General features: G+C 71.3%; 22 protein-coding genes and 1 tRNA gene. 15 read left to right on the top strand and 8 right to left on the bottom strand.

Features of this window, described 5'->3' with window-relative positions:
* Positions 1 to 17: 17 nt before the first annotated feature.
* The 7 genes from OG309_RS12455 to rfbB all read right to left on the bottom strand — a co-directional run bounded on the left by OG309_RS12455 (position 18) and on the right by rfbB (position 7651).
* Positions 18 to 2255 (bottom strand): bifunctional glycosyltransferase/CDP-glycerol:glycerophosphate glycerophosphotransferase, encoded by a 2238-nt coding sequence (locus OG309_RS12455; RefSeq protein ID WP_329420556.1) that lies wholly within the window; start codon positions 2253 to 2255, stop codon positions 18 to 20.
* Between the two features lie 103 nt (positions 2256 to 2358).
* A complete protein-coding gene (locus OG309_RS12450) occupies positions 2359 to 3264 on the bottom strand; it encodes a glycosyltransferase family 2 protein (protein ID WP_329420555.1) in 906 nt (301 codons plus the stop codon).
* Entirely contained in the window at positions 3261 to 3995 is a 735-nt protein-coding gene (locus OG309_RS12445; RefSeq protein ID WP_329420554.1) for a glycosyltransferase family 2 protein, read from the bottom strand. Before OG309_RS12445 ends, OG309_RS12450 begins: the two co-directional genes overlap by 4 nt.
* Complete coding sequence (locus tag OG309_RS12440; protein WP_329420553.1) at positions 3992 to 4366, bottom strand: DUF2304 domain-containing protein; 375 nt, start codon at positions 4364 to 4366, stop codon at positions 3992 to 3994. Before OG309_RS12440 ends, OG309_RS12445 begins: the two co-directional genes overlap by 4 nt.
* A gap of 152 nt (positions 4367 to 4518) precedes the next feature.
* Entirely contained in the window at positions 4519 to 5787 is a 1269-nt protein-coding gene (locus tag OG309_RS12435) for a lipopolysaccharide biosynthesis protein (protein ID WP_329420552.1), read from the bottom strand.
* Positions 5784 to 6665, bottom strand: a complete 882-nt coding sequence (gene rfbD / locus OG309_RS12430) for a dTDP-4-dehydrorhamnose reductase (RefSeq protein ID WP_329420551.1) — start codon at positions 6663 to 6665, stop codon at positions 5784 to 5786. Before rfbD ends, OG309_RS12435 begins: the two co-directional genes overlap by 4 nt.
* A complete protein-coding gene (gene rfbB / locus OG309_RS12425; RefSeq protein WP_329420549.1) occupies positions 6662 to 7651 on the bottom strand; it encodes a dTDP-glucose 4,6-dehydratase in 990 nt (329 codons plus the stop codon). Before rfbB ends, rfbD begins: the two co-directional genes overlap by 4 nt.
* 103 nt (positions 7652 to 7754) lie before the next feature.
* On the opposite strand from rfbB, the gene rfbA reads away from it, so the two are divergent.
* The 8 genes from rfbA (at position 7755) to OG309_RS12385 (ending at position 15474) form a co-directional block, all read left to right on the top strand.
* Complete coding sequence (rfbA, locus tag OG309_RS12420; protein WP_329420547.1) at positions 7755 to 8633, top strand: glucose-1-phosphate thymidylyltransferase RfbA; 879 nt, start codon at positions 7755 to 7757, stop codon at positions 8631 to 8633.
* A gap of 17 nt (positions 8634 to 8650) precedes the next feature.
* Positions 8651 to 9256: a dTDP-4-dehydrorhamnose 3,5-epimerase gene (gene rfbC, locus OG309_RS12415; RefSeq protein ID WP_329420546.1), complete on the top strand. Its 606-nt coding sequence runs from the start codon at positions 8651 to 8653 to the stop codon at positions 9254 to 9256.
* Positions 9257 to 9364: 108 nt separating this feature from the next.
* Complete coding sequence (gene galE, locus OG309_RS12410; RefSeq protein WP_329420544.1) at positions 9365 to 10354, top strand: UDP-glucose 4-epimerase GalE; 990 nt, start codon at positions 9365 to 9367, stop codon at positions 10352 to 10354.
* A 104-nt stretch (positions 10355 to 10458) separates the two neighbouring features.
* The gene (gene proB, locus OG309_RS12405) at positions 10459 to 11559 is read left to right on the top strand and encodes a glutamate 5-kinase (protein WP_329420543.1); all 1101 of its coding nucleotides are present in this window, start codon (positions 10459 to 10461) and stop codon (positions 11557 to 11559) included.
* Positions 11560 to 11798: 239 nt separating this feature from the next.
* On the top strand, positions 11799 to 12293 hold the full coding sequence (locus OG309_RS12400; protein ID WP_329420541.1) for a hypothetical protein: 495 nt from the start codon (positions 11799 to 11801) through the stop codon (positions 12291 to 12293).
* A gap of 88 nt (positions 12294 to 12381) precedes the next feature.
* Entirely contained in the window at positions 12382 to 13665 is a 1284-nt protein-coding gene (locus OG309_RS12395) for a glutamate-5-semialdehyde dehydrogenase (RefSeq protein WP_329420540.1), read from the top strand.
* A gap of 77 nt (positions 13666 to 13742) precedes the next feature.
* A complete protein-coding gene (locus OG309_RS12390) occupies positions 13743 to 14318 on the top strand; it encodes an SCO2584 family spore wall biosynthesis protein (RefSeq protein WP_329420539.1) in 576 nt (191 codons plus the stop codon).
* Between the two features lie 79 nt (positions 14319 to 14397).
* On the top strand, positions 14398 to 15474 hold the full coding sequence (locus OG309_RS12385) for an SCO2583 family membrane protein (protein WP_329420537.1): 1077 nt from the start codon (positions 14398 to 14400) through the stop codon (positions 15472 to 15474).
* Here OG309_RS12385 and OG309_RS12380 read toward each other — a convergent pair.
* Positions 15459 to 16658, bottom strand: a complete 1200-nt coding sequence (locus OG309_RS12380; RefSeq protein ID WP_329420535.1) for a M48 family metallopeptidase — start codon at positions 16656 to 16658, stop codon at positions 15459 to 15461. The genes OG309_RS12385 and OG309_RS12380 overlap by 16 nt on opposite strands.
* Before the next feature lie 128 nt (positions 16659 to 16786).
* On the opposite strand from OG309_RS12380, the gene OG309_RS12375 reads away from it, so the two are divergent.
* From OG309_RS12375 to OG309_RS12345, 7 genes are all read left to right on the top strand, one after another.
* Positions 16787 to 17083 (top strand): hypothetical protein, encoded by a 297-nt coding sequence (locus tag OG309_RS12375; protein ID WP_329428756.1) that lies wholly within the window; start codon positions 16787 to 16789, stop codon positions 17081 to 17083.
* 83 nt (positions 17084 to 17166) lie between these two features.
* A complete protein-coding gene (locus tag OG309_RS12370; RefSeq protein WP_165961838.1) occupies positions 17167 to 17328 on the top strand; it encodes a hypothetical protein in 162 nt (53 codons plus the stop codon).
* 53 nt (positions 17329 to 17381) lie between these two features.
* Positions 17382 to 18002, top strand: coding sequence for a nicotinate-nucleotide adenylyltransferase (gene nadD, locus OG309_RS12365; RefSeq protein WP_329420533.1), 621 nt, complete (start codon positions 17382 to 17384; stop codon positions 18000 to 18002).
* A gap of 19 nt (positions 18003 to 18021) precedes the next feature.
* On the top strand, positions 18022 to 19782 hold the full coding sequence (locus OG309_RS12360) for an LCP family protein (RefSeq protein WP_329420532.1): 1761 nt from the start codon (positions 18022 to 18024) through the stop codon (positions 19780 to 19782).
* Positions 19783 to 19862: 80 nt separating this feature from the next.
* The gene (gene rsfS, locus OG309_RS12355) at positions 19863 to 20300 is read left to right on the top strand and encodes a ribosome silencing factor (RefSeq protein WP_329420531.1); all 438 of its coding nucleotides are present in this window, start codon (positions 19863 to 19865) and stop codon (positions 20298 to 20300) included.
* A complete protein-coding gene (locus tag OG309_RS12350; protein ID WP_329428284.1) occupies positions 20297 to 20950 on the top strand; it encodes a histidine phosphatase family protein in 654 nt (217 codons plus the stop codon). The genes rsfS and OG309_RS12350 overlap by 4 nt, the downstream gene beginning before the upstream one ends.
* 95 nt (positions 20951 to 21045) lie before the next feature.
* A tRNA-Ala gene (locus tag OG309_RS12345) sits at positions 21046 to 21118 on the top strand.
* The last annotated feature ends 67 nt before the right edge of the window (positions 21119 to 21185 follow it).

Genomic DNA, 21185 nt, shown 5'->3' with positions numbered 1-21185 from the left:
CGCCGGACACGGTAGCTCTAGCCGCGGGTGCGAGGGCTCGGGCGCTCCGGAGGGAGCACCACCGGCGGTACATTCTCCTCGTTCAGGAACACCCTGCGTACCACGCGCTCGGCCGCGGAGCCGTCGTCGAACTCACAGAACCGCCTCCGGAACTCGGTGCGCAGCTTCGCGGACTCCTCGTCCGACCAGCGCCCCGAGAGGAAGACGTCGAGCAGCTCCGGCTCGGTTGCCACGACGTGGCCCGGCTTCTCGACGTGGATGTCGAAGTAGGTGCCGCGGGTCGCGCGGTAGACGTCCCAGTCGTTGGCGTACACGACGACGGGCCGGTCGAGCAGCGCGTAGTCGAACATCAGCGACGAGTAGTCGGTCAGCAGGCAGTCCGCGGCGAGGAACAGCTCCTCCACCGAGGGGTGGCGGCTGACGTCCACGACGCCGGAGCCGTCCTTCGGGCCGGTGCCGCCGGGGTTGTCCAGCAGGAAGTAGTGCGCCCGGGACAGCACGGTGAAGCCCTTGCCGAGGCGGGCCGCCAGGTGCTCCAGGTCGAGCAGCGGCTGCGGCACGTTCTGGTAGTCGCGGTGGGTCGGCGCGTACAGCACGACCGTGGTGTCCTCGGGCAGCCCGAGCGCCGCGCGGGCCCGCAGCCGCTCGTCCTCGCCGGCCCGGACCAGCACGTCGTTGCGCGGGTAGCCGTAGTCCAGCTTGGTGTACTCGGCCGGGTACGCGCGGTCCCAGATCGCCGTGGTGAAGCTGTTGGAGGAGACGCTGTAGTCCCAGCGGTCCACCCGCTCCATCAGCGACGGCATGTCCAGGTCGCCCTGGGCCACGGGGTACTCGGCCAGGTCGACGCCCATCCGCTTCAGCGGGGTGCCGTGGTGCGTCTGGACGTGGATCTGACCGGGCCGCTTGACCACCCGGGTCGGGAAGTTGACGTTGTTGACGAAGTACTTCCCCCGCGCCATCGCGCGCCAGAACCCGAACGAGCCGGGGTGCACCACGTTCGTGCCGGGCGGCGGGGTGTTGCGCGAGCCGGGCTTCAGGACCCAGGTCGTCTTCACCTTCGGCGCGAGCTCCAGCAGCTTCTGGTGCACGGCGGCCGGGTTGCAGGAGTAGTCCGTGTTCCAGTACGCGGCGAACACGGCCGTGTCGTTGCGCACGGGCAGCATGCGCTGCGCCCGGTAGTAGCCGGCCAGCACCGCGGTGCGCAGCGGCTTGCGCAGCCGGCGCGGGGCGGCCTTGACCTTGCGGGCCGTGCGGTACGCGCGGCGGGCGGCGCCGCGCACCGGGGCCGGCAGCTTGCCGACGGCCTTGCGGCGGGCGGAGGCGGAGCCCTGCGGGGTGGCGTGTCCGGCCGGGCGGTACTGCTTCTCGTACCGGAGGAAGGTCGCGCGGAACTCGGCGCGGGCCTCGTCGGGGAGGCGGCCGGGGGAGTTCTCGACCACCCGGAAGTGGGTGATCATGCGGTCGAAGAGCGGGCCGCGCCAGGCGTCGAACTCGGGGTGCGCGTCGAGGAACGCGAACACCAGGCCGTACTGGTCGAAGACGTCGAAGTGCTTGCGGCTGGTGCTGTGCAGGATGCTGCCCTGGCGGCGCTGCCGGTAGTGCACGCAGACCCGGGGGAGCACCGCGATGGACTCGGCGGCGATCAGCACCGGGTACGTCCAGGGGGTGTCCTCGTAGTAGCCGGTGGGGTACTCGAAGCCCCAGCGCTCCACGAAGTCCCGGCGGTAGGCCTTGTTCCAGGCGACCTGGAGCAGCCCGAGCAGGCCCGGGTTGGCTCCCAGGGCGACGGCCTCGCGCGGGCTGTCGGCGAGCACCTTGGCCTTGGCGTTCGGGGTGATCCGGCCGTCCCAGTGCGTGCGGGAGTAGTCGAAGACCAGGAGCTCCGGGTCGCCGGTCTCGTCGAGCCGCTGGGCGATCGCCGCGAGCGAGCCGGGCAGCAGGGTGTCGTCGCTGTCCAGGAAGAGCAGGTAGGTGCCCCTGGCCCGCGCCATGCCGGCGTTGCGGGCCCGGCCCAGGCCCACGTTCTGCGCGAGCTGCAGCGCCTCCACGCGCGGGTCGAGCGCCGCGTACTCGTCCATGATCGCGCCGCAGGCGTCCGGCGAGGCGTCGTTGACCGCGATCAGCTCGAAGTCCTGGAACGACTGGCTCAGCACCGAGTCGAGACAGTCGCGCAGATAGGCCTCCACCCCGTACGCCGGAACGATGATGCTGAACCGGGGGACGTCGGACCGCTGCGCTGCTTGCGTGGGAGTCATGTGGGCTTAGGGCTTCCGGACGGACGGCGTTCTGGACACGGGAGACGGGCGGACCACGTCCGAGCGGGGCGGCGGGAACGTTCCCGCCGCCCCGCTCGGACGGTCACTGCGAGCTGGTCAGGGCATAACCCAGCAGTTTGCGCACGGCGGCCGACTGTCGGTGGCGCAAGGCCCCCGGCACCATGGTCAGCGCGTGCAGCCGCATCGACAGATGACGGCGGGCCGCCTTCGCGGCCTTCGGCCAGCCGTGCCGGTCGAGCTCGTCGGCCACCTCGTTGAAGAACCGCACGGCCTCGCCGAAGCGGGCGCCGGAGACGGCCTCGGAGGACGACAGGCTGCCGGAGTGGCGCCGGTAGCGGAACGCGGTGGCCGGCTCGACCACCAGCTTCTCGCCGCGCCGGATCAGCTCGATGATCAGCGCCAGGTCCTGGATGACCGACAGGTCCTCCCGGAAGCTGACCGCCTTCACGGCGTCGGCCCGCCACACGATCGACGGGAAGTAGAGCCAGTTGCCGCCGAGCAGGTTCGCCGCCAGCGGCTCGCCCGAGAGCACCAGGCGGCGCCCGTTGTCCTTCGGCGCGTACAACCGCTTCTTGACCTCGTCGCCCAGGGTGCTCGACGGGGCGCCGTTCTCGTCGATGACCTCGACGCCCGGCTGGTAGATCGCCGCACCGGGCTCGGCCTCGATCGCGGCGCGCATCGTCGCGACGTAGGTCGGCAGCAGCAGGTCGTCACTGCCCAGCATCGAGAAGTGCGTGGACTCGACGAGGTCGACGCACTTGCGGAAGTTCCTGGTGATGCCGAGGTTCTGCTCGTTGCGCAGGTACCGGACGCGGCTGTCGCCGAGGGAGGCGAACCACTCGGGTACGCCCTCCTCCTTGCCGTCGTCCACGACGGTCAGCCGCCAGTCCTCGTCCGTCTGGTCGAGCACACTGCGGACGGCGGCCTGCATCAGACCGGTGTCGCCGTAGTGCGGCAGCATGATGTCGAGGGTGCGCACCGCCGTCACTTGGCCTTCCCCTTGGGGCCGAGGGCGGACCGGCGGCTCATCGCGAGCAGCAGGATCATGCCGATGCGGCCCAGGTAGAGGGTGGCCTTCCACGGCGACTGGCTCGGGGTGCCGGTCGCGCGCGGACGCATCGCGACGGGCACCTGCTCGATCCGGTAGCCGGCCCGGACCACGGCGATGGAGGACTCCACCGTGTCGCCCAGGTACTCCACCGGGTACCAGTGCGCGAAGACGTCGATCAGGTCGCGGTTGGAGGCGCGGAAGCCCGAGGTGACGTCGGTCAGCTTGGTCTTGGCCATGCGCGAGAGCCAGAAGGCGAGCACGAGCATCGCCCACTTGCGCGGGCCGCGGGTCTCGTAGTCGCCGGTGCCCGCGAAGCGCGCGCCCATGACGAGGTCCGCGCCGGCGTCCAGGCGCGCCAGCAGCTCCGGCACGTTGCGCGGGTCGTGCTGACCGTCCGCGTCGACCTGGATGGCCACGTCGTAGCCGCGGTCGTGCGCGTAGCGGTAGCCGGCGCGCATCGCGCCGCCGACGCCGAGGTTGTACGGGAGGGTCATCACGGTCGCGCCGGCACCGCGCGCCATGGCGCTGGTCTCGTCGGCGGAGCCGTCGTCGACGACGAGGATGTCGACGCCCGGGAGGGTCGTGTAGACCTCCTTGACGACGTCGGCGACGCCCTCGGCCTCGTTCCAGGCCGGCATGATGATCAGTACGCGCTTGCCGTCGATCACTTGCCGCTCCCCTGACCCGCCGTGTCGGCCTTCTCCGCCAGCTCCTTGCGCAGCTCCGTCACGTCGATGCGCAGCAGGGCCACCTCCTCCGAGAGGGTGCGGCCCTCCTCTTCGAGATGGCCCACCTCCCAGCTCAGCTGGAGGCAGACGATGAAGAGGAACGCGACGCTGAGGAAGAGGAGGAGGCTGACGCCGGAGGCGACGCCCACCGCGCGGGCGACCGAGTCCAGGCCGCTCGGGAAGAAGCCGAGCGGGATGATCACCAGGCCGGTGAGCACCCACAGGAACGCGTACTTCTCCTTGAGCTTGCGGCGGCGCAGCAGCTCCACGATGCATGCGACGAGAAAGACTCCGGTGACCGAAGTCAGCATCCACAACTTCATGCGTGGCTCCGGTGTATGGGACGACTCATGGAAAGGGCCTGTCTACTCTTCCAGGGGTGGGCGGCTGGAGAAGGAGCCGCCGGATTGCAGTCCACTGTCCGTCGCGATGGTCACGGAGAGTGAGGGAATGGTGATCATTCCTATGAGTGCACCGAACGGTAGCCTACACGAGAGCGAAGAACGAGAGTCATGTAGGCGACGACCGCGAGCGACCCCATGGCATAGGCGACTTCGACCCTCGTCCGCAGCTCCAGAGGACTGAGAGTGACCGCCACGAGAACGCCCGTTCCCACCACCCACGCGAGCAGCTGCTGACGCGCCGCGCCACTCGTGAGCAGCGCCTGGCCGAGCACCATCGCCAGCATGTACAGCAGCGTGCCGAGCGACAGCCACGCGAAGTCCACCGGCCCCAGCACGTCCGGCGAACCGAACAGCACCGGCAGCAGCACCGGCCCCAGCGCGACCACGCCGATGCCGAACGCCACCCCGAGACCCGCGGTCAGTCCGCAGGCCCGCATCAGCAGCCGCCGGTACGCCGGGGCGTCCCCCTCGGCCTGCGCCGTCGACAGCCCCGCGAGCAGCGAGGCCTGGAAGGCCCCGAACGCGAACAACGGCACCCGCACCAGGACCAGCGCCGAGAGCAGCGCGGCCACCAGGGCGCTGTCGTCCGTCGCGATCAGCTTGGTGCTGATCACCGCGATGTTGACCAGCACCTGGGCGAGCAGCGTCGAACCCACGAGCAGCCCGAGGTGCTCGATCAGCTCCCCCCACTGCGCCGTCGAACCCGCCTTGGCCCCGCGGAACACCGGCGGCAGCGTGACGGCCACCGCGATCAGCGGCGCCACCGTCATCACCGCGGCGAACGCGAAGGCCGAGGTCACCCCGCCCAGCGCCAGACCCACGGACAGCACGATCCGCAGCAGGCCGTCGAGGCCGAGCTGCAGCCCGTACGCCTCGAAACGGCCGAGCCCCGCCAGCACGCCCCGGGTCACATAGGCGACGGCCAGCGCCGCGAAGGCGCCGCCGACCGCGAGAACCAGGCTCTCGTCCCCGTGGAAGAAGAGGTCCGCGAGCGGCTCGGCGAACAGCGCCAGCGGCACCAGCACCGCCGCCAGCAGCCCGAACGAGAGCGCCGCGCCGCGCCGCAGCACGGGCAGCGCCCCGTCGCCGGCCACCACCCGGGCGGCAACCACCCGGGTGATCTCCTGCTCGACCGGGAAGAACAGTCCCAGGCCTATGGAGGCCACCGCGGTCCACAGGACCGAGAAGCTGGCCATGTCGTCGACGGAGAGCGAGTGGCCCGCCGCCGCGAGGTGCACGTAGTTGGCCCCGCCCAGCACCACGGTGCCGATGCCGACGAAAGCGGTGCCGCGGGGCAGCGCCGTGCCGATCCGGTCGAGCAGGCTCACGCGCCGGACCGTCCGCCCGGAGCCATGACCCGCAGGGCCTCGGTGAGCTGCTCACGCCAGTGCGGCTGCGCCGCCACGCCCGCCTCGGCCCAGCGCTCGTGCGCGAGGACGCTGAAGGACGGCCGGCGCGCCGGACGCACGAACTTCTCCGAGGTGGTCGGCCGCACCCGCTCCGGATCCAGACCGGTCAGCTCGAAGGCCGCCCGCGCCAGGTCGAACCAGGTCGCCGTCGCGGAGGCCGTGCCGTGGTAGACGCCCGCCGGGGCCTTGCCCGCCACGGCCGCCTCGCCCAGCTCCCGCAGCTGGCGGGCCAGCGCACGGGTCCAGGTCGGCTGGCCGCGCTGGTCGTCGACCACGTCGACGGTGTCGAGACGCTCGGCCAGGCCCAGCATCGTCGACACGAAGTTGCGGCCGTGCGCCCCGTACAGCCACGCGGTGCGCACCACGTAGCCGCGCTCGGGCAGCAGCTCGGTGACGGCCAGTTCGCCCGCCAGCTTGCTGCGGCCGTAGGCGTTCACCGGGGCGGTGGGCGCGTCGTGCCGGTACGGCTCGGTCGCGTCGCCCGGGAAGACGTAGTCCGTGGAGACCTGGATCAGCACGGCGCCGGTCTCGGCGCAGGCCGCCGCCAGGGCGCGCGGTCCGTCGCCGTTGATCCGGGTGGCCGCGGCCTCCTCGGTCTCGGCGCCGTCGACATCGGTCCACGCGGCCGCGTTGACCACCACGTCATGACCGGCCACCGCCGCGCGGACCGCGGCGGCGTCGGTGACGTCCAGCTCCTGACGGGTCAGCGCGGTGTACTCCACGCCGCCCTCCGCGAGCACCTCGGCGAGGTCGCGGCCGAGCATCCCGGCCGCACCGGTGATCAGCCAGCGGCTCATGCGGACAGCGCCGCCTTCGCCTTCAGCGGCTCCCACCAGGCGCGGTTGTCGCGGTACCACTGCACGGTGGAGGCGAGGCCCTGCTCGAAGGTGACGAGCGGCGCGTAGCCGAGCTCCTCCTGGATCTTGGCGATCGACAGGGAGTAGCGCAGGTCGTGGCCCTTGCGGTCCTCGACGTACTCGACCATGTCCCAGTCGGCGCCGCAGGCGTCGAGGAGGAGACCGGTGAGCTCCTTGTTGGTGACCTCGGTGCCGCCGCCGATGTGGTAGATCTCACCGGCACGGCCGCCGCGCAGCACCATCTCGATGCCACGGCAGTGGTCGGAGACGTGCAGCCAGTCGCGGATGTTGAGGCCCTCGCCGTAGAGCGGCACCTTCTTCCCGTCCAGCAGGTTCGTGGTGAACAGCGGGATCATCTTCTCGGGGAAGTGGTACTGCCCGTAGTTGTTGGAGCAGCGGGTCACGACGACGTCCATGCCGTGCGTCCGGTGGTACGAGAGGGCCAGCAGGTCCGAGCCCGCCTTGGAGGCCGAGTACGGCGAGTTCGGCGCGAGCGGCCAGTCCTCGGTCCAGGTGCCCTCGGAGATCGAGCCGTAGACCTCGTCCGTGGAGACGTGGACGAAGCGGCCGACGCCGTGGCGCTTGGCGGAGTCAAGCAGGACCTGCGTGCCCAGCACGTTCGTGGTGACGAACGGCGAGGAGTCCAGGATCGAGCGGTCCACGTGGGACTCGGCCGCGAAGTGCACGACCGCGTCCTGGCCGCGCATCGCGTCGTCGACGGTCGCGTAGTCGCGGATGTCGCCGTGGACGAAGGTGTAGCCGGGCTTGTCCGCCACCGGGGCGAGGTTCGCCTCGTTGCCGGAGTAGGTCAGGTTGTCCAGGACGGTGACCTGGGCGCCCTTGCCCGAGGGCAGCTCTTCGGAGAGCAGTGCCCGCACGAACTGTGAACCGATGAACCCGGCGCCGCCGGTGACGAGAATCTTCATAAGGGCCACCATTCTATGGGGTGGGCTTCGCGCACCGTTCCGTGGCCGTTCTCACGGTCGTGATGGTGAACGGCCCCGTGGGCCTGCCGTAGGCTGCGTGCCCATGCGTGGAATTTTGCTTGCCGGTGGTACCGGCTCCCGACTGTGGCCGATCACCCGAGCCGTGTCGAAGCAGCTGATGCCGGTCTTCGACAAGCCGATGATCTATTACCCCCTGTCGACCCTCGTGATGGCGGGGATCCGGGACATTCTGATCATCACCGGTCCGGAGGAGCGCCCCCAGTTCGAGCGGCTTCTGGGGGACGGGTCCGATTTCGGGCTCAACATCCAGTTCGCCACTCAGGAGCACCCGAACGGAATTGCCGAGGCTTTCGTCATCGGCGAGGAATTCATCGGTGACGAGCCCGTCGCGCTGATCCTCGGCGACAACATCTTCCACGGCGTCGGCCTCGGCCGGCAGCTCGCGGACTACCGCGAGCCCGAGGGCGGTGTGGTCTTCGCCCACGCCGTCTCCGACCCCACCGCCTACGGTGTCGTCGACTTCGACGAGAACGGCGTCGCCCGTTCCATCGAGGAGAAGCCCAAGAACCCGAAGTCCCGCTACGCGGTGCCGGGCCTCTACTTCTACGACAGCCGGGTCGTCGAGATCGCCAAGGGCCTCAAGCCCAGCGGCCGCGGCGAGCTGGAGATCACCGACGTCAACAAGCACTACCTCGACCGCGGCGAGCTCCAGGTCTCGGTCCTCGACCGCGGCACCGTCTGGCTCGACACCGGCACCTTCCAGTCGCTCGTCCAGGCCTCCGAGTACGTCCGCGTGGTCGAGGAGCGCCAGGGCATGAAGATCGGCTGCCTCGAAGAGGCCGCCTGGCGCGCCGGGTTCATCGACGACGAGCAGCTGCGCGCCCTGGCCCAGCCGCTGACCAAGAGCGGCTACGGCGACTACCTGATCGACCTGCTGGCCTACGAGGCCGAGAAGGCCTGAGAGGACCGATCGTTTCCATGAAGGTCAACCCCCTTGGTATCGAAGGCGCCTGGGAGTTCGTCCCGCAGCAGTTCGGGGACGCCCGCGGCCTCTTCCTGGAGTGGTACAAGGCCGAGCGCATGGCCGAGGCCGTCGGCCACCCGCTGAACCTGAAGCAGGGCAACCTCTCCGTCTCCTCGGCCGGCGTCGTGCGCGGCATCCACTTCGCCGACGTCCCGCCCGGCCAGGCCAAGTACGTGACCTGCGTCCGCGGTGCGGTGCTCGACATCATCGTCGACGTGCGGGTCGGCTCGCCGACCTTCGGCAGGTGGGAGGCCGTGCGCCTCGACGACAAGGACCGCAAGGCCGTCTACCTCTCCGAGGGCCTCGGCCACGGCTTCTGCGCGCTCACCGACGACGCCACCGTCACCTACCTCTGCTCCGAGGGCTACGCCCCCGAGCGGGAGCGCACGGTCTACCCGCTCGACCCCGAGATCGGCATCGAGTGGCCGGTCGACGGCGTGCCCGAGCTGTCCGCCAAGGACGCCGAGGGCCCGACCCTCGCGCAGGCGCGCGAGGCCGGCATCCTGCCGGTGTACGAGGAGTGCGTGGCCTTCCGCGCCTCGCTCGCCGAGCGCGGCTGAGCCGCTCGGCCTCCCGCACGACCCGCTCGTGACGCCGGCCCGGCGGTTCCCCTCGGGGAAACCGCCGGGCCGCCGTCGTTCCGTACCGCTTCGCGTTAGGCTGCCCGAATGACGTGGCTCATCACCGGCGGCGCCGGCTACATCGGTTCCCATGTCGTCAAGTCCATGACCGAGGCCGGTGAGCGGGTGGTCGTCCTGGACGACCTCTCCTCCGGCGACCCGGCCAGAGTCCCCGCGGGGGTGCCGCTGGAGCGCGGCACCGTCCTCGACCGGTCCTTCCTCGACCGGGTCCTCGCCGCGCACGGGATCCGCGGGATCGTCCACCTCGCCGCGAAGAAGGCCGTCGGCGAATCCGTCGAACGCCCGCTGCACTACTACCGCGAGAACGTGTCGGGCCTCCAGGTCCTGCTCGAAGCGGCCGCCGCGGCCGGCGTCGACTCCTTCCTCTTCTCCTCCTCCGCCTCGGTCTACGGGACCCCCGACACCGACCTGGTCACCGAGGACACCCCCTGCGCGCCGCTCAGCCCGTACGGCGAGACCAAGGTCGCCGGCGAGTGGATGGTCCGCTCCGTCGGCCGGGCCCACTCCATGGCCACCGGCTGCCTGCGCTATTTCAACGTCGCGGGCACCGCCACCGCCGAACTCGCCGACACCGGCTTCTTCAACCTCGTCCCCATGGTCTTCCAGCGCCTCGACGCAGGACAGGCGCCGCTCGTCTTCGGCGACGACTACGCCACCCCCGACGGCACCTGCGTCCGCGACTACATCCATGTCGCCGACCTCGCCGAGGCCCATCTGGCCGCCGCCCGCCGGCTCGCCGAGCTGGCCGCGGCCGGGGAGCACCGGGACCTCACGCTCAACATCGGGCGCGGGGAGGGCGTTTCGGTACGGGAGATGATCGACCTGATCCGCGAGGTCACCGGCCGTCCCGTCGAACCCGAGGTCGTCGCCCGTCGCCCCGGCGACCCGGCGAAGGTGGTCGCATCCGCCGAACGGATCTCCGCCGAGCTGGGCTGGAAGGCCCGCCACGACGTCCGCTCCATGATCGCCTCGGCCTGGGCGGCGCACACCGGCGGCACCGTCCAGCCCGCGGAATAGAGGGGCGCCGCGGAAACGCACTCGCGTAGATTGCGCGACGGACAGCCGAGGCGAGCAGGACAGGCACGATGGGGTCGACGCAGGTGACAGTGGCAAGGCAGTACGTGACGGAAGCCCGCAGGATCGTCGTGAAGGTCGGCTCCTCCTCGCTGACCACCGCCTCCGGCGGCCTCGACGCCGACCGGGTCGACGCCCTCGTCGACGTGCTCGCCAAGGTCCGCAGCGGCGGCGAGAAGGAGATCGTCCTGGTCTCCTCCGGCGCCATCGCCGCCGGTCTCGCCCCGCTCGGCCTGACCCGCCGCCCCAAGGACCTCGCCCGGCAGCAGGCCGCCGCCAGCGTCGGCCAGGGACTCCTCGTCGCCCGCTACACCGCCTCCTTCGCCCGCTACGGCGTACGCGTCGGGCAGGTCCTGCTCACCACCGACGACACCAGCCGCCGCGCGCACTACCGCAACGCGTACCGGACCCTCGACCAGCTGATCGCCATGGGCGCCCTGCCGGTCGTCAACGAGAACGACACGGTCGCCACGGACGAGATCCGCTTCGGCGACAACGACCGGCTCGCCGCCCTCGTCGCCCACCTCGTCCGTGCCGACCTGCTGGTCCTCCTCTCCGACGTGGACGGCCTCTACGACGGCGACCCGGCCAAGCCCGGCACCGCGAGGATCGCCGAGGTCACCGGGCCCGCCGACATCGCCCACGTCGAGATCGGCTCGGCCGGCAAGGCGGGCGTCGGCACCGGCGGCATGGTCACCAAGGTCGAGGCCGCCCGGATCGCCGCGGCGGCCGGCATCCCCGTCGTCCTGACCTCCGCGAGCCGCGCCGCCGACGCCCTCGCCGGCCGCGACACCGGCACCTACTTCCACCGCACCGGCCGCCGCTCCGCCGACCGGCTCCTGTGGCTCGCGCACGCCTCCACCCCGCGGGGCGCGCTGACCCTCGACGACGGCGCCGTCCGGGCCGTGGTCGAGGGCAAGAAGTCGCTCCTGGCGGCCGGGATCGCCGCCGTCGAGGGCGAGTTCACCGCCGGCGACCCGGTCGAGCTCCGCGACACCGCGGGCCGCGCGGTCGCCCGGGGCCTGGTCAACTTCGACGCCAAGGAACTGCCCCGGCTCCTCGGCCGTTCCACCCACGACCTGGCCAGGGAACTCGGCCCGGAGTACGAGCGCGAGATCGTCCACCGCGACGACCTCGTCGTGATGTGAACCGGGCCCCGCGGACCGAGCCCTGTCAACCGGACGCCCGCGAACGGCGTCCTCCGAAACGACGTCCTGTGAACCGAAACGGCTGAAAGTCTGGTCATCCGGTAGGGACCTTTACCAAAACCGCCCCACGCACCGCCCCGGGCTGGTCAACTTTGTCTCGGGGGCACGGAGAGGGCGGGGAACACCAGCACGCGCACACGCAGCAGCACGCAGCACAGGCATCACACAGGAGGCCGCCGGTGAGACGAGCGCGCCCAGGGGCACTGCCCCGCGGGTCGGCCGAACGCGCCCTGACGAGCGTCGAGGCCGGAGCCGACTTCGACGACTTCGACGAGTCCGACGAGTCCGCCACGACAGACGAGACGACGAGAGCCAAGGTTCCGGAGCGGGAACTGTCCAAGCTCTGGCACATCACCCTCAGTGTCTCCGGCGCGGAGGCTCCGCTGAAGGAGGTGCGCCGTGCCCTGGAACAGCTGGCCCACGACCACCCCTTCCTGCTGACCAGCCGCTACGCCAACGACCACGCCGAGATCCGCTACTGGGAGGAGGCCCGCGACCTCCACGACGCCGCGGCCGTCGCCCTGCGCCTGTGGGGCGAGCACCGGCAGAGCGCCAAGCTGCCGCCCTGGGAGATCGTCGGCCTGGAGGTCATCGACCGGGAGACCTACCACCAGCGGATCGCCGAGGGCTACGGCCCCCCGCCGGCCGCCCCGGTGGGCGTCCACCCGTACTGACGGGCGTCGCACCCGCGCACGTCTCGCAGTACGGGACGGGCGAGGTATACGTGAGGGATGTCCGCAGAGGTGCCAGTACCCTGCGGGCATGACCTCGCTCACGCCCTTCGACAACATGTCCCCGGTCACCCAGGCCGCCTACCGGGCCCGCGGCGCTGCCGCCGTCATCGCGCCACTCCCGCGCGCGACGAAGGACGACGCCCTGCTCGCCGTCGCGGACGCCCTGGAGGTCCGCACGGCCGAGATCGTCGAGGCCAACGCCGAGGACATCGCCCGCGCCCGCGAGGCCGGCACCAGCGAGGCCATCATCGACCGGCTCACCCTCACCCCCGAGCGGGTGCGGGCCATCGCCGAGGACGTCCGGCACGTGGCCGCCCTGCCCGACCCGGTCGGCGAGGTCGTCCGCGGCTCCACCCTCCCCAACGGCATCGACCTGCGCCAGGTCCGCGTCCCGCTCGGCGTCGTCGGCATCATCTACGAGGCCCGGCCCAACGTCACCGTCGACGCCGCCGCCCTCTGCCTCAAGTCCGGCAACGCCGTCCTGCTCCGCGGCTCCTCCTCCGCGTACTCCTCCAACACCGCCCTGGTGAAGGTCCTGCGCGACGCCGTCGGCGGCGCCGGACTGCCCGCCGACGCCATCCAGCTCGTGCCCGGCGAGTCCCGCGAGTCCGTGCGCGAGCTGATGCGCGCCCGAGGTCTGGTCGACGTCCTGATCCCGCGCGGCGGCGCCTCCCTGATCCGCACGGTCGTCGAGCAGTCCACCGTCCCGGTCATCGAGACCGGCACCGGCAACTGCCACGTCTACGTCGACGCCCAGACCGACCTGGACATGGCCGTCGAGATCCTGATCAACTCCAAGGCCCACCGGGTCAGCGTCTGCAACGCCGCCGAGACCCTCCTGGTCCACCAGGACGTCGCCGACGCCTTCCTGCCCCGCGCCCTGGACGCCCTCGCCGAGGCCGGCGTCACCGTCCACGCCGACGAGCGGGTCCTCGCCCACGCCGAGGGCACCAAGGCCACCGTCGTCCCGGCCACCCCCGAGGACTGGGAGACCGAGTACCTCTCCTACGACATCGCCGCCGCCGTCGTCGACTCCCTCGACAAGGCCGTCGAGCACATCCGGCTCTGGTCCTCCGGCCACACCGAGGCCATCGTCACCACCTCCCAGGCCGCGGCCCGCCGCTTCACCCAGCTGGTCGACTCGACCACGGTCGCCGTGAACGCCTCCACCCGCTTCACGGACGGCGGACAGTTCGGCTTCGGCGCCGAGATCGGCATCTCCACCCAGAAGCTGCACGCCCGGGGCCCCATGGGCCTCCCGGAGCTCACCTCCACCAAGTACATCGTGACCGGCGACGGTCACGTCCGGTAACCGTCACGTCGTATCCGGGGCAGGGACAGTTCGCGCTCTCCCTGCCCAAAACCCCCTCCCAGGTCTACTCTGAACCCGTGCCGGACGACGTGGGGGGCACGCCGTCCCAGAACGGCGGAGACCCTGAGGACTCTGTCGACCGCGGAGGCGCAGACGACTTCGCCGCCGTGGTCTTCGACGAGGACTTCGTCCGGGCTGCCACCGTCCACGAGCCGACCGCCGTCGAGCGCCTGCTCGCCGCCGCCCAGGCCCGTGCCGAGGCGGAAGCGGCCCGTGCCCGGGCCGTCGCCGGACTCGCCGACGAGGAGCTCTACGAGGACGGCTACGGCCTCGAACCGCGCCGCTACGCAGACGGCTACGACCCGGACACCGCCGAGGACGACTTCGGCCCCTACGGCCCCCACGGCGGCGCCCTGCGCCCCTACCGGGGCAGCGCCCGCTGGCACCGGCCGGTCGCCTGGGTGCTCGCCCTGGTGATGGGCGTCGGCATGGTCGCCCTCGCGTTCAGCGCGGTCTACCGCGGCGCCTCCGCCAACCGCCAGGACCGCATCCCGCCGCCCGCCACCACCGGCGTGGACAAGCCCCGCGCCGTCCCGTCGGCCGCCACCGTGCCGTCCGCGCCCGCGGTGCCGGCCGCGCCCGGCGCCCCCTGACCCCCGTTCGTCGGACTTCGTCGGAAGTTGTCGCGCAGCTCAGCGTTTACCGGGGCTTCCGCAGACCTACCCTGAAGGTATGGCAGGGCGTGGCGACCCGCCTGAGGGGACCCCCGAGGGGCTCCCCGGCGGTGAGGACGAGTACCGAGCCGTCGTCTTCGACGAGGCGTTCGTCCGCGCTGCCCGGCTCCAGGAGTTCTCCGCCCAGGAACGGATGGGGGAACACGCCCAGGCCGTCAGGTCACGCCCCTCCTGGGAGGGCCGGAGCGGCTCCCGGCAGGCCCTGATGCTGGTGCTGCTGATCCTGCTGGCCTTCGGCACCGCCGTCTACCTCGGCGTCCGCAACCCGTACCAGCCTCCCGTCGACCAGCGGGCCGAACCGCTGCGGACCACCGTCGTCCCGCTCGCCCCGCAGGGCGCCGTGACGGGCGGCGAACCCGACCGGCTGTTCGCCCACAGCCCGGCCGCCGAGTACCCCAGCGGCGCCGCGGGGATCAACTTCCCGCTCACCGGCCGTACCCCTCACTTCTCCGAGAGCCAGGTCGTCTCGGCCCTCGGCATCGCCAAGGAGTACCTGGTCGCCTCCTCCCTCGAACCCGGCGTCCTGACCGGCGCGACCGTCCGCCCGGCCCGGCTCCTGATCGACCCGGACCAGCTGGACCAGTTCGACCGGAGCGTCGAGCAGCCCCAGGACGACGGCCGGCACGCCGTCGCCGGCTGGCTCGTGCGCTTCGACCCCCACCGGGTGGCCCTCGCCGCGCCCACCGTCCGCGTCCACGGCACCCTGCGCGTCCAGGAGATCGACACCGACCTCCTGGAGGTCACGGCGGACCACACCTTCACCTACGCCGTCCGGCCGGCCACCCCCGCCACCGGCCCGACACCCCCGGCCTCGCTGTTCACGGTCCACCGCGAGCTGCACTTCCGCTTCGACCGCGAGGACCTGCGGATGCACCGCGCGGAGCTGCTCAGCAGCACCGTCCAGGCCGGCCCCCAGTCCTGCGACGCCGACCCCACCGGCTCACTGCACCCGCTGCTCGCGGGCCAGCGCGCCGACCGGTCACGCCAGGGTGTCACCGACCCGTACGCGACGGGCCGGCCCACCACCTCCTCGCTCTGCGGGACGCTGGCCCCGGGCGCTCAGCCCTCGCTCTGACCGCCGCGCTCGTCCGTCCCAGGCCGCTCGCCGCCCTGACCGCCCTTGGCGCCGGGACCGGCCGGACCACCACGGTCCGTGCCGTCGGTGCCGGTGCCGGTGCCGGTGCCCGTGCCAGCGCCGGTGCCCGTGCCGTTGCCGGCACCGCCACCGAAGCGGCCGAACAGCTTGCCGCCCAGGTCGCCCGCGAGGTCCCCAGCGCCGCCGGCTATGTCGTTGACCAGCTTCATCAGCGGATCCTTGCTGCCGCGCACCGTGTCGGCGTAGTGCCGCCCGGACTCGCGGAAGGAGTCGGTCACCGAGGTGTCCTTGTCCTCGGAGCGCTTCGGGTAGTGCCCGTCCATGATCCGCTGGTAGTCGCGGGTCTCGGACCACTTCTTCAGCTCGGCCGCCCGGACCGTGGTGAACGGGTGCGAGCGCGGCAGCACGTTGAGGATCTTCAGCACGGAGTCGCGCAGGTCGCCGCCCTTCTCGTACTCGTCGGCCTGGGCGAGGAAGGCGTCCACGTTCATCTCGTGCAGGTGGTTGCCGCCGGCGATCTTCATCAGGCCGCGCATGGAGGCCTGGACGTCCTGTCCCACGAGCAGCCCCGCGCGGTCCGCCGAGAGCTCCGACTTGCGGAACCACTCACGCAGTGCCGTCACGATCGCCATGATCGCCACGTTGCCCAGGGGTATCCAGGCGACCTTCACGGCCAGGCTGGTGAGGAAGAGCAGGATCGTCCGGTACACGGCGTGGCCCGACAGGGCGTGGCCCACCTCGTGGCCGATGACGGCCCGCATCTCCTCCTCGTCGAGCAGCTCCACCAGACCGGTGGTGACCACGATGATCGGCTCGTCCAGGCCGATGCACATCGCGTTCGGCTTGGGGTCCTGCGTGACGTACATCGGCGGGACCTTCTCCAGGTCCAGGATGTAACACGCGTCCCGCAGCATGTCGTTGAGAGGGGAGAACTGCGCGTCGCTCACCCGCACGGAGTCGGAGAGGAACAGCAGTCGCAGGCTCCGCTCGGGCAGCAGCCCGCTCAGCGCCTTGAAGACGGTGTCGAAGCCGCTCAGCTTGCGCAACGCGACCAGGGCCGAGCGGTCGGCCGGGTGCTCGTAGGCCCGCGAGGAGATTCCGGCGAAGCGCTTGCGCCGGCGTCCGGGAAGGTTCTCGTGCCCGTTGTTGGTCTGCTCGGTCATGGATGCCCCCAATTCGTACGAGTCCGTGCTCGTCCCCCTGACGCAACCCAGACTAGGCGAGGGGGCTACCGTGTGCCGGAGCCTGTGGATAACTCGGGCACTGCGGACAACCGAGGAGCACGACCGCCATGACGGATCACGTGACCACCGCCGTCACCACCCTTCTCGCCGCGACGGAGCAGCAGGGCCCCGGCAACACCCTCCGCGTCGTCCTGCTCGTCTCGATCGTGGGCGGAGCCCTGCTGGCCTGGTTCCTGCTGCGGGGTTACGGGGACAAGGGGGACGGCGCCGAGCGGGACGAACGCGCCGAGAGCCCGGAGAGCCCGGAGAGCCCGAAGAGCCCGGAGAGCCCGGAGAGCCCGGAGAACGTAAAGATCGTGGAGAACGGAGTGACCGAAAAGGACGCCCGTGACGCCAACGCCTGAGTCGGCGTGAGCGCGCCGCGACCTCCCGCATACGATGTGCGCGAAGTCTCCGCTCCCATCCCCGATCGAAGGTCCTGCCGAAGATGAGCCTCCACGCCACCGCCGCCAACCTGGTCACGCTCGCCGAGGGTGCCGAGCACGGCGGCAACCACGAAAGCCTCAGCCCGTACGTCACGGGTGGCGGCGCCTTCCTCGCGCTGCTGCTTCTGCTCTGGATCACCACCCGCTTCAACCGCGACCGCTGAGCCGAGAGGCCGCTGATCCGGCGTCCGTCGCCGTGCCAGTAGGCTCTGCACGCATGGGAGAGCAGGAAGTGCCTACTGGCGGCCGCGGCAAGCGCCGACTCGGCGTGATGGGCGGAACGTTCGATCCGATCCATCACGGACACCTGGTGGCCGCCAGTGAGGTGGCCGCCCTGTTCCACCTCGACGAGGTGGTGTTCGTGCCGACCGGGCAGCCGTGGCAGAAGAGCCACAAGGCCGTCTCGGCGGCCGAGGACCGCTACCTGATGACGGTCATCGCGACCGCCTCCAACCCGCAGTTCTCGGTCAGCCGCATCGACATCGACCGCGGCGGTCCGACGTACACCATCGACACGCTGCGGGACCTGCGCTCTCTCAACAGCGACTCGGACCTCTTCTTCATCACCGGCGCCGACGCGTTGTCGCAGATCCTCACCTGGCGTGACGCCGAGGAGCTGTTCGCGCTCGCCCACTTCATCGGCGTCACCCGCCCGGGCCACGACCTCACCGACGACGGCCTGCCCAAGGGCGGGGTCTCGCTGGTCGAGGTCCCCGCGCTCGCCATCTCCTCCACCGACTGCCGGGTGAGGGTCGCTCAGGGCGATCCGGTCTGGTACTTGGTTCCGGACGGCGTGGTGCGCTACATCGACAAGCGCCAGCTGTACCGCGGCGAGTGAGTCTCGGGGAGGGGCACCGGTGAACGATCAGCAGAACCCGTACGACCCGTACTATCCGCAGCCGCAGATCATCGGCTACGACGAGTACGGGCAGCCGGTGTACCAGCAGCAGGTGCCGCAACAGCACTACGACCCGTACGCCCAGCAGCAACAACAGCAGCAGTCGCAGCAACAGGCGCAGGGCCAGCAGCACTACGGCTACGACCCGTACGGGCAGCCCGTCCAGCAGCCGGTCCAGCCGCAGCAGCCCGTCCAGCAGCCGCAGTACGACCCGTACGCCCAGCAGACCCCGTACGACTACCAGCAGTACGACACCGGTCAGCAGGGGCAGTACTTCCCGCCGGTCCAGCCGCAGCAGCCGGTCCCGCAGGCCCACCCCGCCCAGGCGGACCACACCGGGCAGCAGTGGGCCGTCCGCACCGAGGCCGCCCCCGTCGTGCCGCCGCCCGCCGCGCCGCAGACCGCGCCGCAGGCCGGTGTGCCCGGGCAGCGCCCGGCGCCGGACGACGACGACCGGGCGTACCGCACCGAGCAGTTCTCGTTCATCGAGGAGCCCGACGAGGACTCCGAGGACGTCATCGACTGGCTCGCGTTCACCGAGAGCCGGTCCGAGCGCCGCGAGGAGGCCCGGCGCCGCGGCCGCAACCGGGTCGTCGCCCTCGTGGTGGTCCTCGTCCTGGCCGTGACCGGCGGGGTCGGCTACCTCTGGTACGCCGGCATGCTGCCCGGCACGTCCGGCGGCGAGCAGAAGCAGAACACCGCCACCGGGCCGCAGAAGCGCGACACGATCATCGTCCACCTGCACAACACCACCGGCGGAGGCACGTCCACCGCCCTCCTGGTGGACAACGCCACCACCAAGCAGGGCACCACCGTGCTGCTGCCGAACTCCCTCGCCGTCGCCGACGACGAGGGATCCACCACCACGCTCGCCAAGTCCGTCGAGGACGACGGCTCCAGCGGCACCCGCGAGGCGGTCGGCAACCTGCTCGGCGCGAAGATCACCGGCACCTGGCGGCTCGACACCCCGTACCTGGAGAGCCTCGTCGAGCTCGTCAGCAACATCGACATCACCACCGACACCGACGTGCCGGGCGCCAAGCCCGGCGCCGCGCCGCTGGTCAAGAAGGGTGAGAACCAGACCCTCAACGGCCGTGCCGCGGTCGCCTACGCCACCTACCGGGCGCCCGGCGAGGCGGAGGCCAAGCAGCTCCAGCGCTTCGGTCAGGTCATGTACGGGGTGCTCCGGAAGATCTCCGACGACCCGCAGGCCGCCACGGTCACCGTCGAGACCCTCGCCCAGATCCTCGACCCGTCACTGCCGGAGAAGGACCTCGGCGCCTCCCTCGCGAAGCTGGCCGAGCACGCCAAGGTCGGCGACTACAAGACGGCCGTCCTGCCGGTCGAGTCCGACGGCTCGCTGAGCGAGGCCACCGGCGACAGCGTGGTCAAGGACATCCTCGGCGGCAAGGTCAGCCCTCCGGAGCAGGGCGCGGCGACCCGCGTCGCGATCCGGGACGCCAGCGGCTCCGGCGTCACCGAGGCCGCCCGGGTGGTCCTGAACAACGGCGGCTACGCCGTGGTCGGCGGCACCAAGTCCGAGACCCAGGAGAAGTCCCAGGTGATCTACGCCGACGAGGCGCAGAAGGCGAACGCGGTCGAGGTCGCGAAGACCCTGGGCCTGCCCGCCGGATCCGTCACCAAGGGCAAGGCCGCCGGAAACGCCGAGGTCACAGCGGTGCTGGGGCAGGATTACAAGCCTCGCGGAGCGAAGCAGTGACCCTCCGTTAATCCTTTTCGGGCCCGTCGGCGGTACATGAGACCCTTGAGGTGTCTCTGACCGCCGACGAAAGCCTGCTTGTGACCGCCACGGACCGCTCCATCGAGCTCGTCACCCTCGCCGCCCAGGCGGCGGCCGACCGACTCGCGCACGACATCATCGCGTACGACGTCAGCGATGTGCTGTCGATCACCGACGCATTCCTGCTCGCCTCCGCCCCCAACGACCGCCAGGTCAAGTCGATCGTCGACGAGATCGAGGAGCGGCTGAACAAGGAGCTCGGCGCCAAGCCGGTGCGCCGGGAGGGCGACCGCGACGCCCGCTGGATCCTCCTCGACTACGTCGACATCGTCGTCCACGTCCAGCACAGCGAGGAGCGCGTGTTCTACGCGCTCGAGCGCCTCTGGAAGGACTGCCCCGAGCTCCCGCTCCCCGAGGACGCGGTGAAGACCCGCGGCAAGGCCCAGGAGCACGCCCGCCTCACGGGCGCCGACGCGGCGGACGGGGAGCTGAGCTGACCAGCGGCAAGGGCGGCAGCGGCCGCCGCATCGTCCTCTGGCGTCACGGCCAGACCTCGTGGAACCTGGAGCGCCGCTTCCAGGGGTCCACGGACATCGAGCTGACCGAGACCGGCGTCGCCCAGGCGCGCCGGGCCGCCCGCCTGCTCGCCGCCCTGGAGCCCGATGCCGTCGTCGCCTCCGACCTGAAGAGGGCGGCGGCCACGGCCGCCGAGCTCGCCGCGATCACCGGTCATGCGGTCGCCCATGACGCCGCCCTGCGGGAGACCTACGCAGGGGAGTGGCAGGGGCTGACCCACGACGAAATCACCTCGCGCTACGGCGAGCAGTACGCCGCGTGGAAGCGCGGCGAGCCGGTGCGCCGCGGTGGCGGCGAGCTGGAGACCGAGGTGGCCGACCGGGCCGCCCCGGTGGTCCTGGAGCACGCCGAGAAGCTGCCGCAGGACGGCACGCTCGTCGTGGTCAGCCACGGCGGCACCATCCGCACCACCATCGGCCGGCTTCTCGGCCTGGAGGCCCGGCACTGGGAGAGCCTTGGCGGGCTCTCGAACTGCTGCTGGTCCGTCCTCGGCGAGGGCGCGCGCGGCTGGCGCCTCATGGAGCACAACGCCGGCACGCTGCCCGAGCCCGTCCTCGGCGACGACGCCTGAGCCCCGCCCGGGCCCCGCGGACCCCGGATTTCACTTTCCGGTAGGTCACAGGCTAGAGTTCTTCTTGTTCGCAGCGCAGAGCGCGAAGAACACGAGGGGCTATAGCTCAGTTGGTAGAGCACTTGCATGGCATGCAAGGGGTCAGGAGTTCAAATCTCCTTAGCTCCACATCCTCGAATCCCGTCCCCAGCAGGGGGCGGGATTCGTCGTTTCCCGCCCCCCGGCCGGCCCGCCT

It is taken from the genome of Streptomyces sp. NBC_01268 (assembly GCF_036240795.1).
Taxonomy (GTDB): Bacteria; Actinomycetota; Actinomycetes; order Streptomycetales; family Streptomycetaceae; genus Streptomyces.
The sequence above is the reverse complement of the archived record's forward strand: the minus strand, read 5'-3'. Positions and strand labels throughout refer to the sequence as shown.

Coding starts and splice junctions, on each gene's coding strand:
- nadD (WP_329420533.1), top strand. CDS start 17,382: ATGGGAGAGCAGGAAGTGCCTACTGGCGGCCGCGGCAAGCGCCGACTC.
- rfbC (WP_329420546.1), top strand. CDS start 8,651: ATGAAGGTCAACCCCCTTGGTATCGAAGGCGCCTGGGAGTTCGTCCCG.
- OG309_RS12380 (WP_329420535.1), bottom strand. CDS start 16,658: ATGACCGAGCAGACCAACAACGGGCACGAGAACCTTCCCGGACGCCGG.
- OG309_RS12455 (WP_329420556.1), bottom strand. CDS start 2,255: ATGACTCCCACGCAAGCAGCGCAGCGGTCCGACGTCCCCCGGTTCAGC.
- OG309_RS12395 (WP_329420540.1), top strand. CDS start 12,382: ATGACCTCGCTCACGCCCTTCGACAACATGTCCCCGGTCACCCAGGCC.
- OG309_RS12385 (WP_329420537.1), top strand. CDS start 14,398: ATGGCAGGGCGTGGCGACCCGCCTGAGGGGACCCCCGAGGGGCTCCCC.
- OG309_RS12370 (WP_165961838.1), top strand. CDS start 17,167: ATGAGCCTCCACGCCACCGCCGCCAACCTGGTCACGCTCGCCGAGGGT.
- galE (WP_329420544.1), top strand. CDS start 9,365: ATGACGTGGCTCATCACCGGCGGCGCCGGCTACATCGGTTCCCATGTC.
- rfbA (WP_329420547.1), top strand. CDS start 7,755: ATGCGTGGAATTTTGCTTGCCGGTGGTACCGGCTCCCGACTGTGGCCG.
- OG309_RS12375 (WP_329428756.1), top strand. CDS start 16,787: ATGACGGATCACGTGACCACCGCCGTCACCACCCTTCTCGCCGCGACG.
- rfbB (WP_329420549.1), bottom strand. CDS start 7,651: ATGAAGATTCTCGTCACCGGCGGCGCCGGGTTCATCGGTTCACAGTTC.
- OG309_RS12440 (WP_329420553.1), bottom strand. CDS start 4,366: ATGCTGACTTCGGTCACCGGAGTCTTTCTCGTCGCATGCATCGTGGAG.
- rfbD (WP_329420551.1), bottom strand. CDS start 6,665: ATGAGCCGCTGGCTGATCACCGGTGCGGCCGGGATGCTCGGCCGCGAC.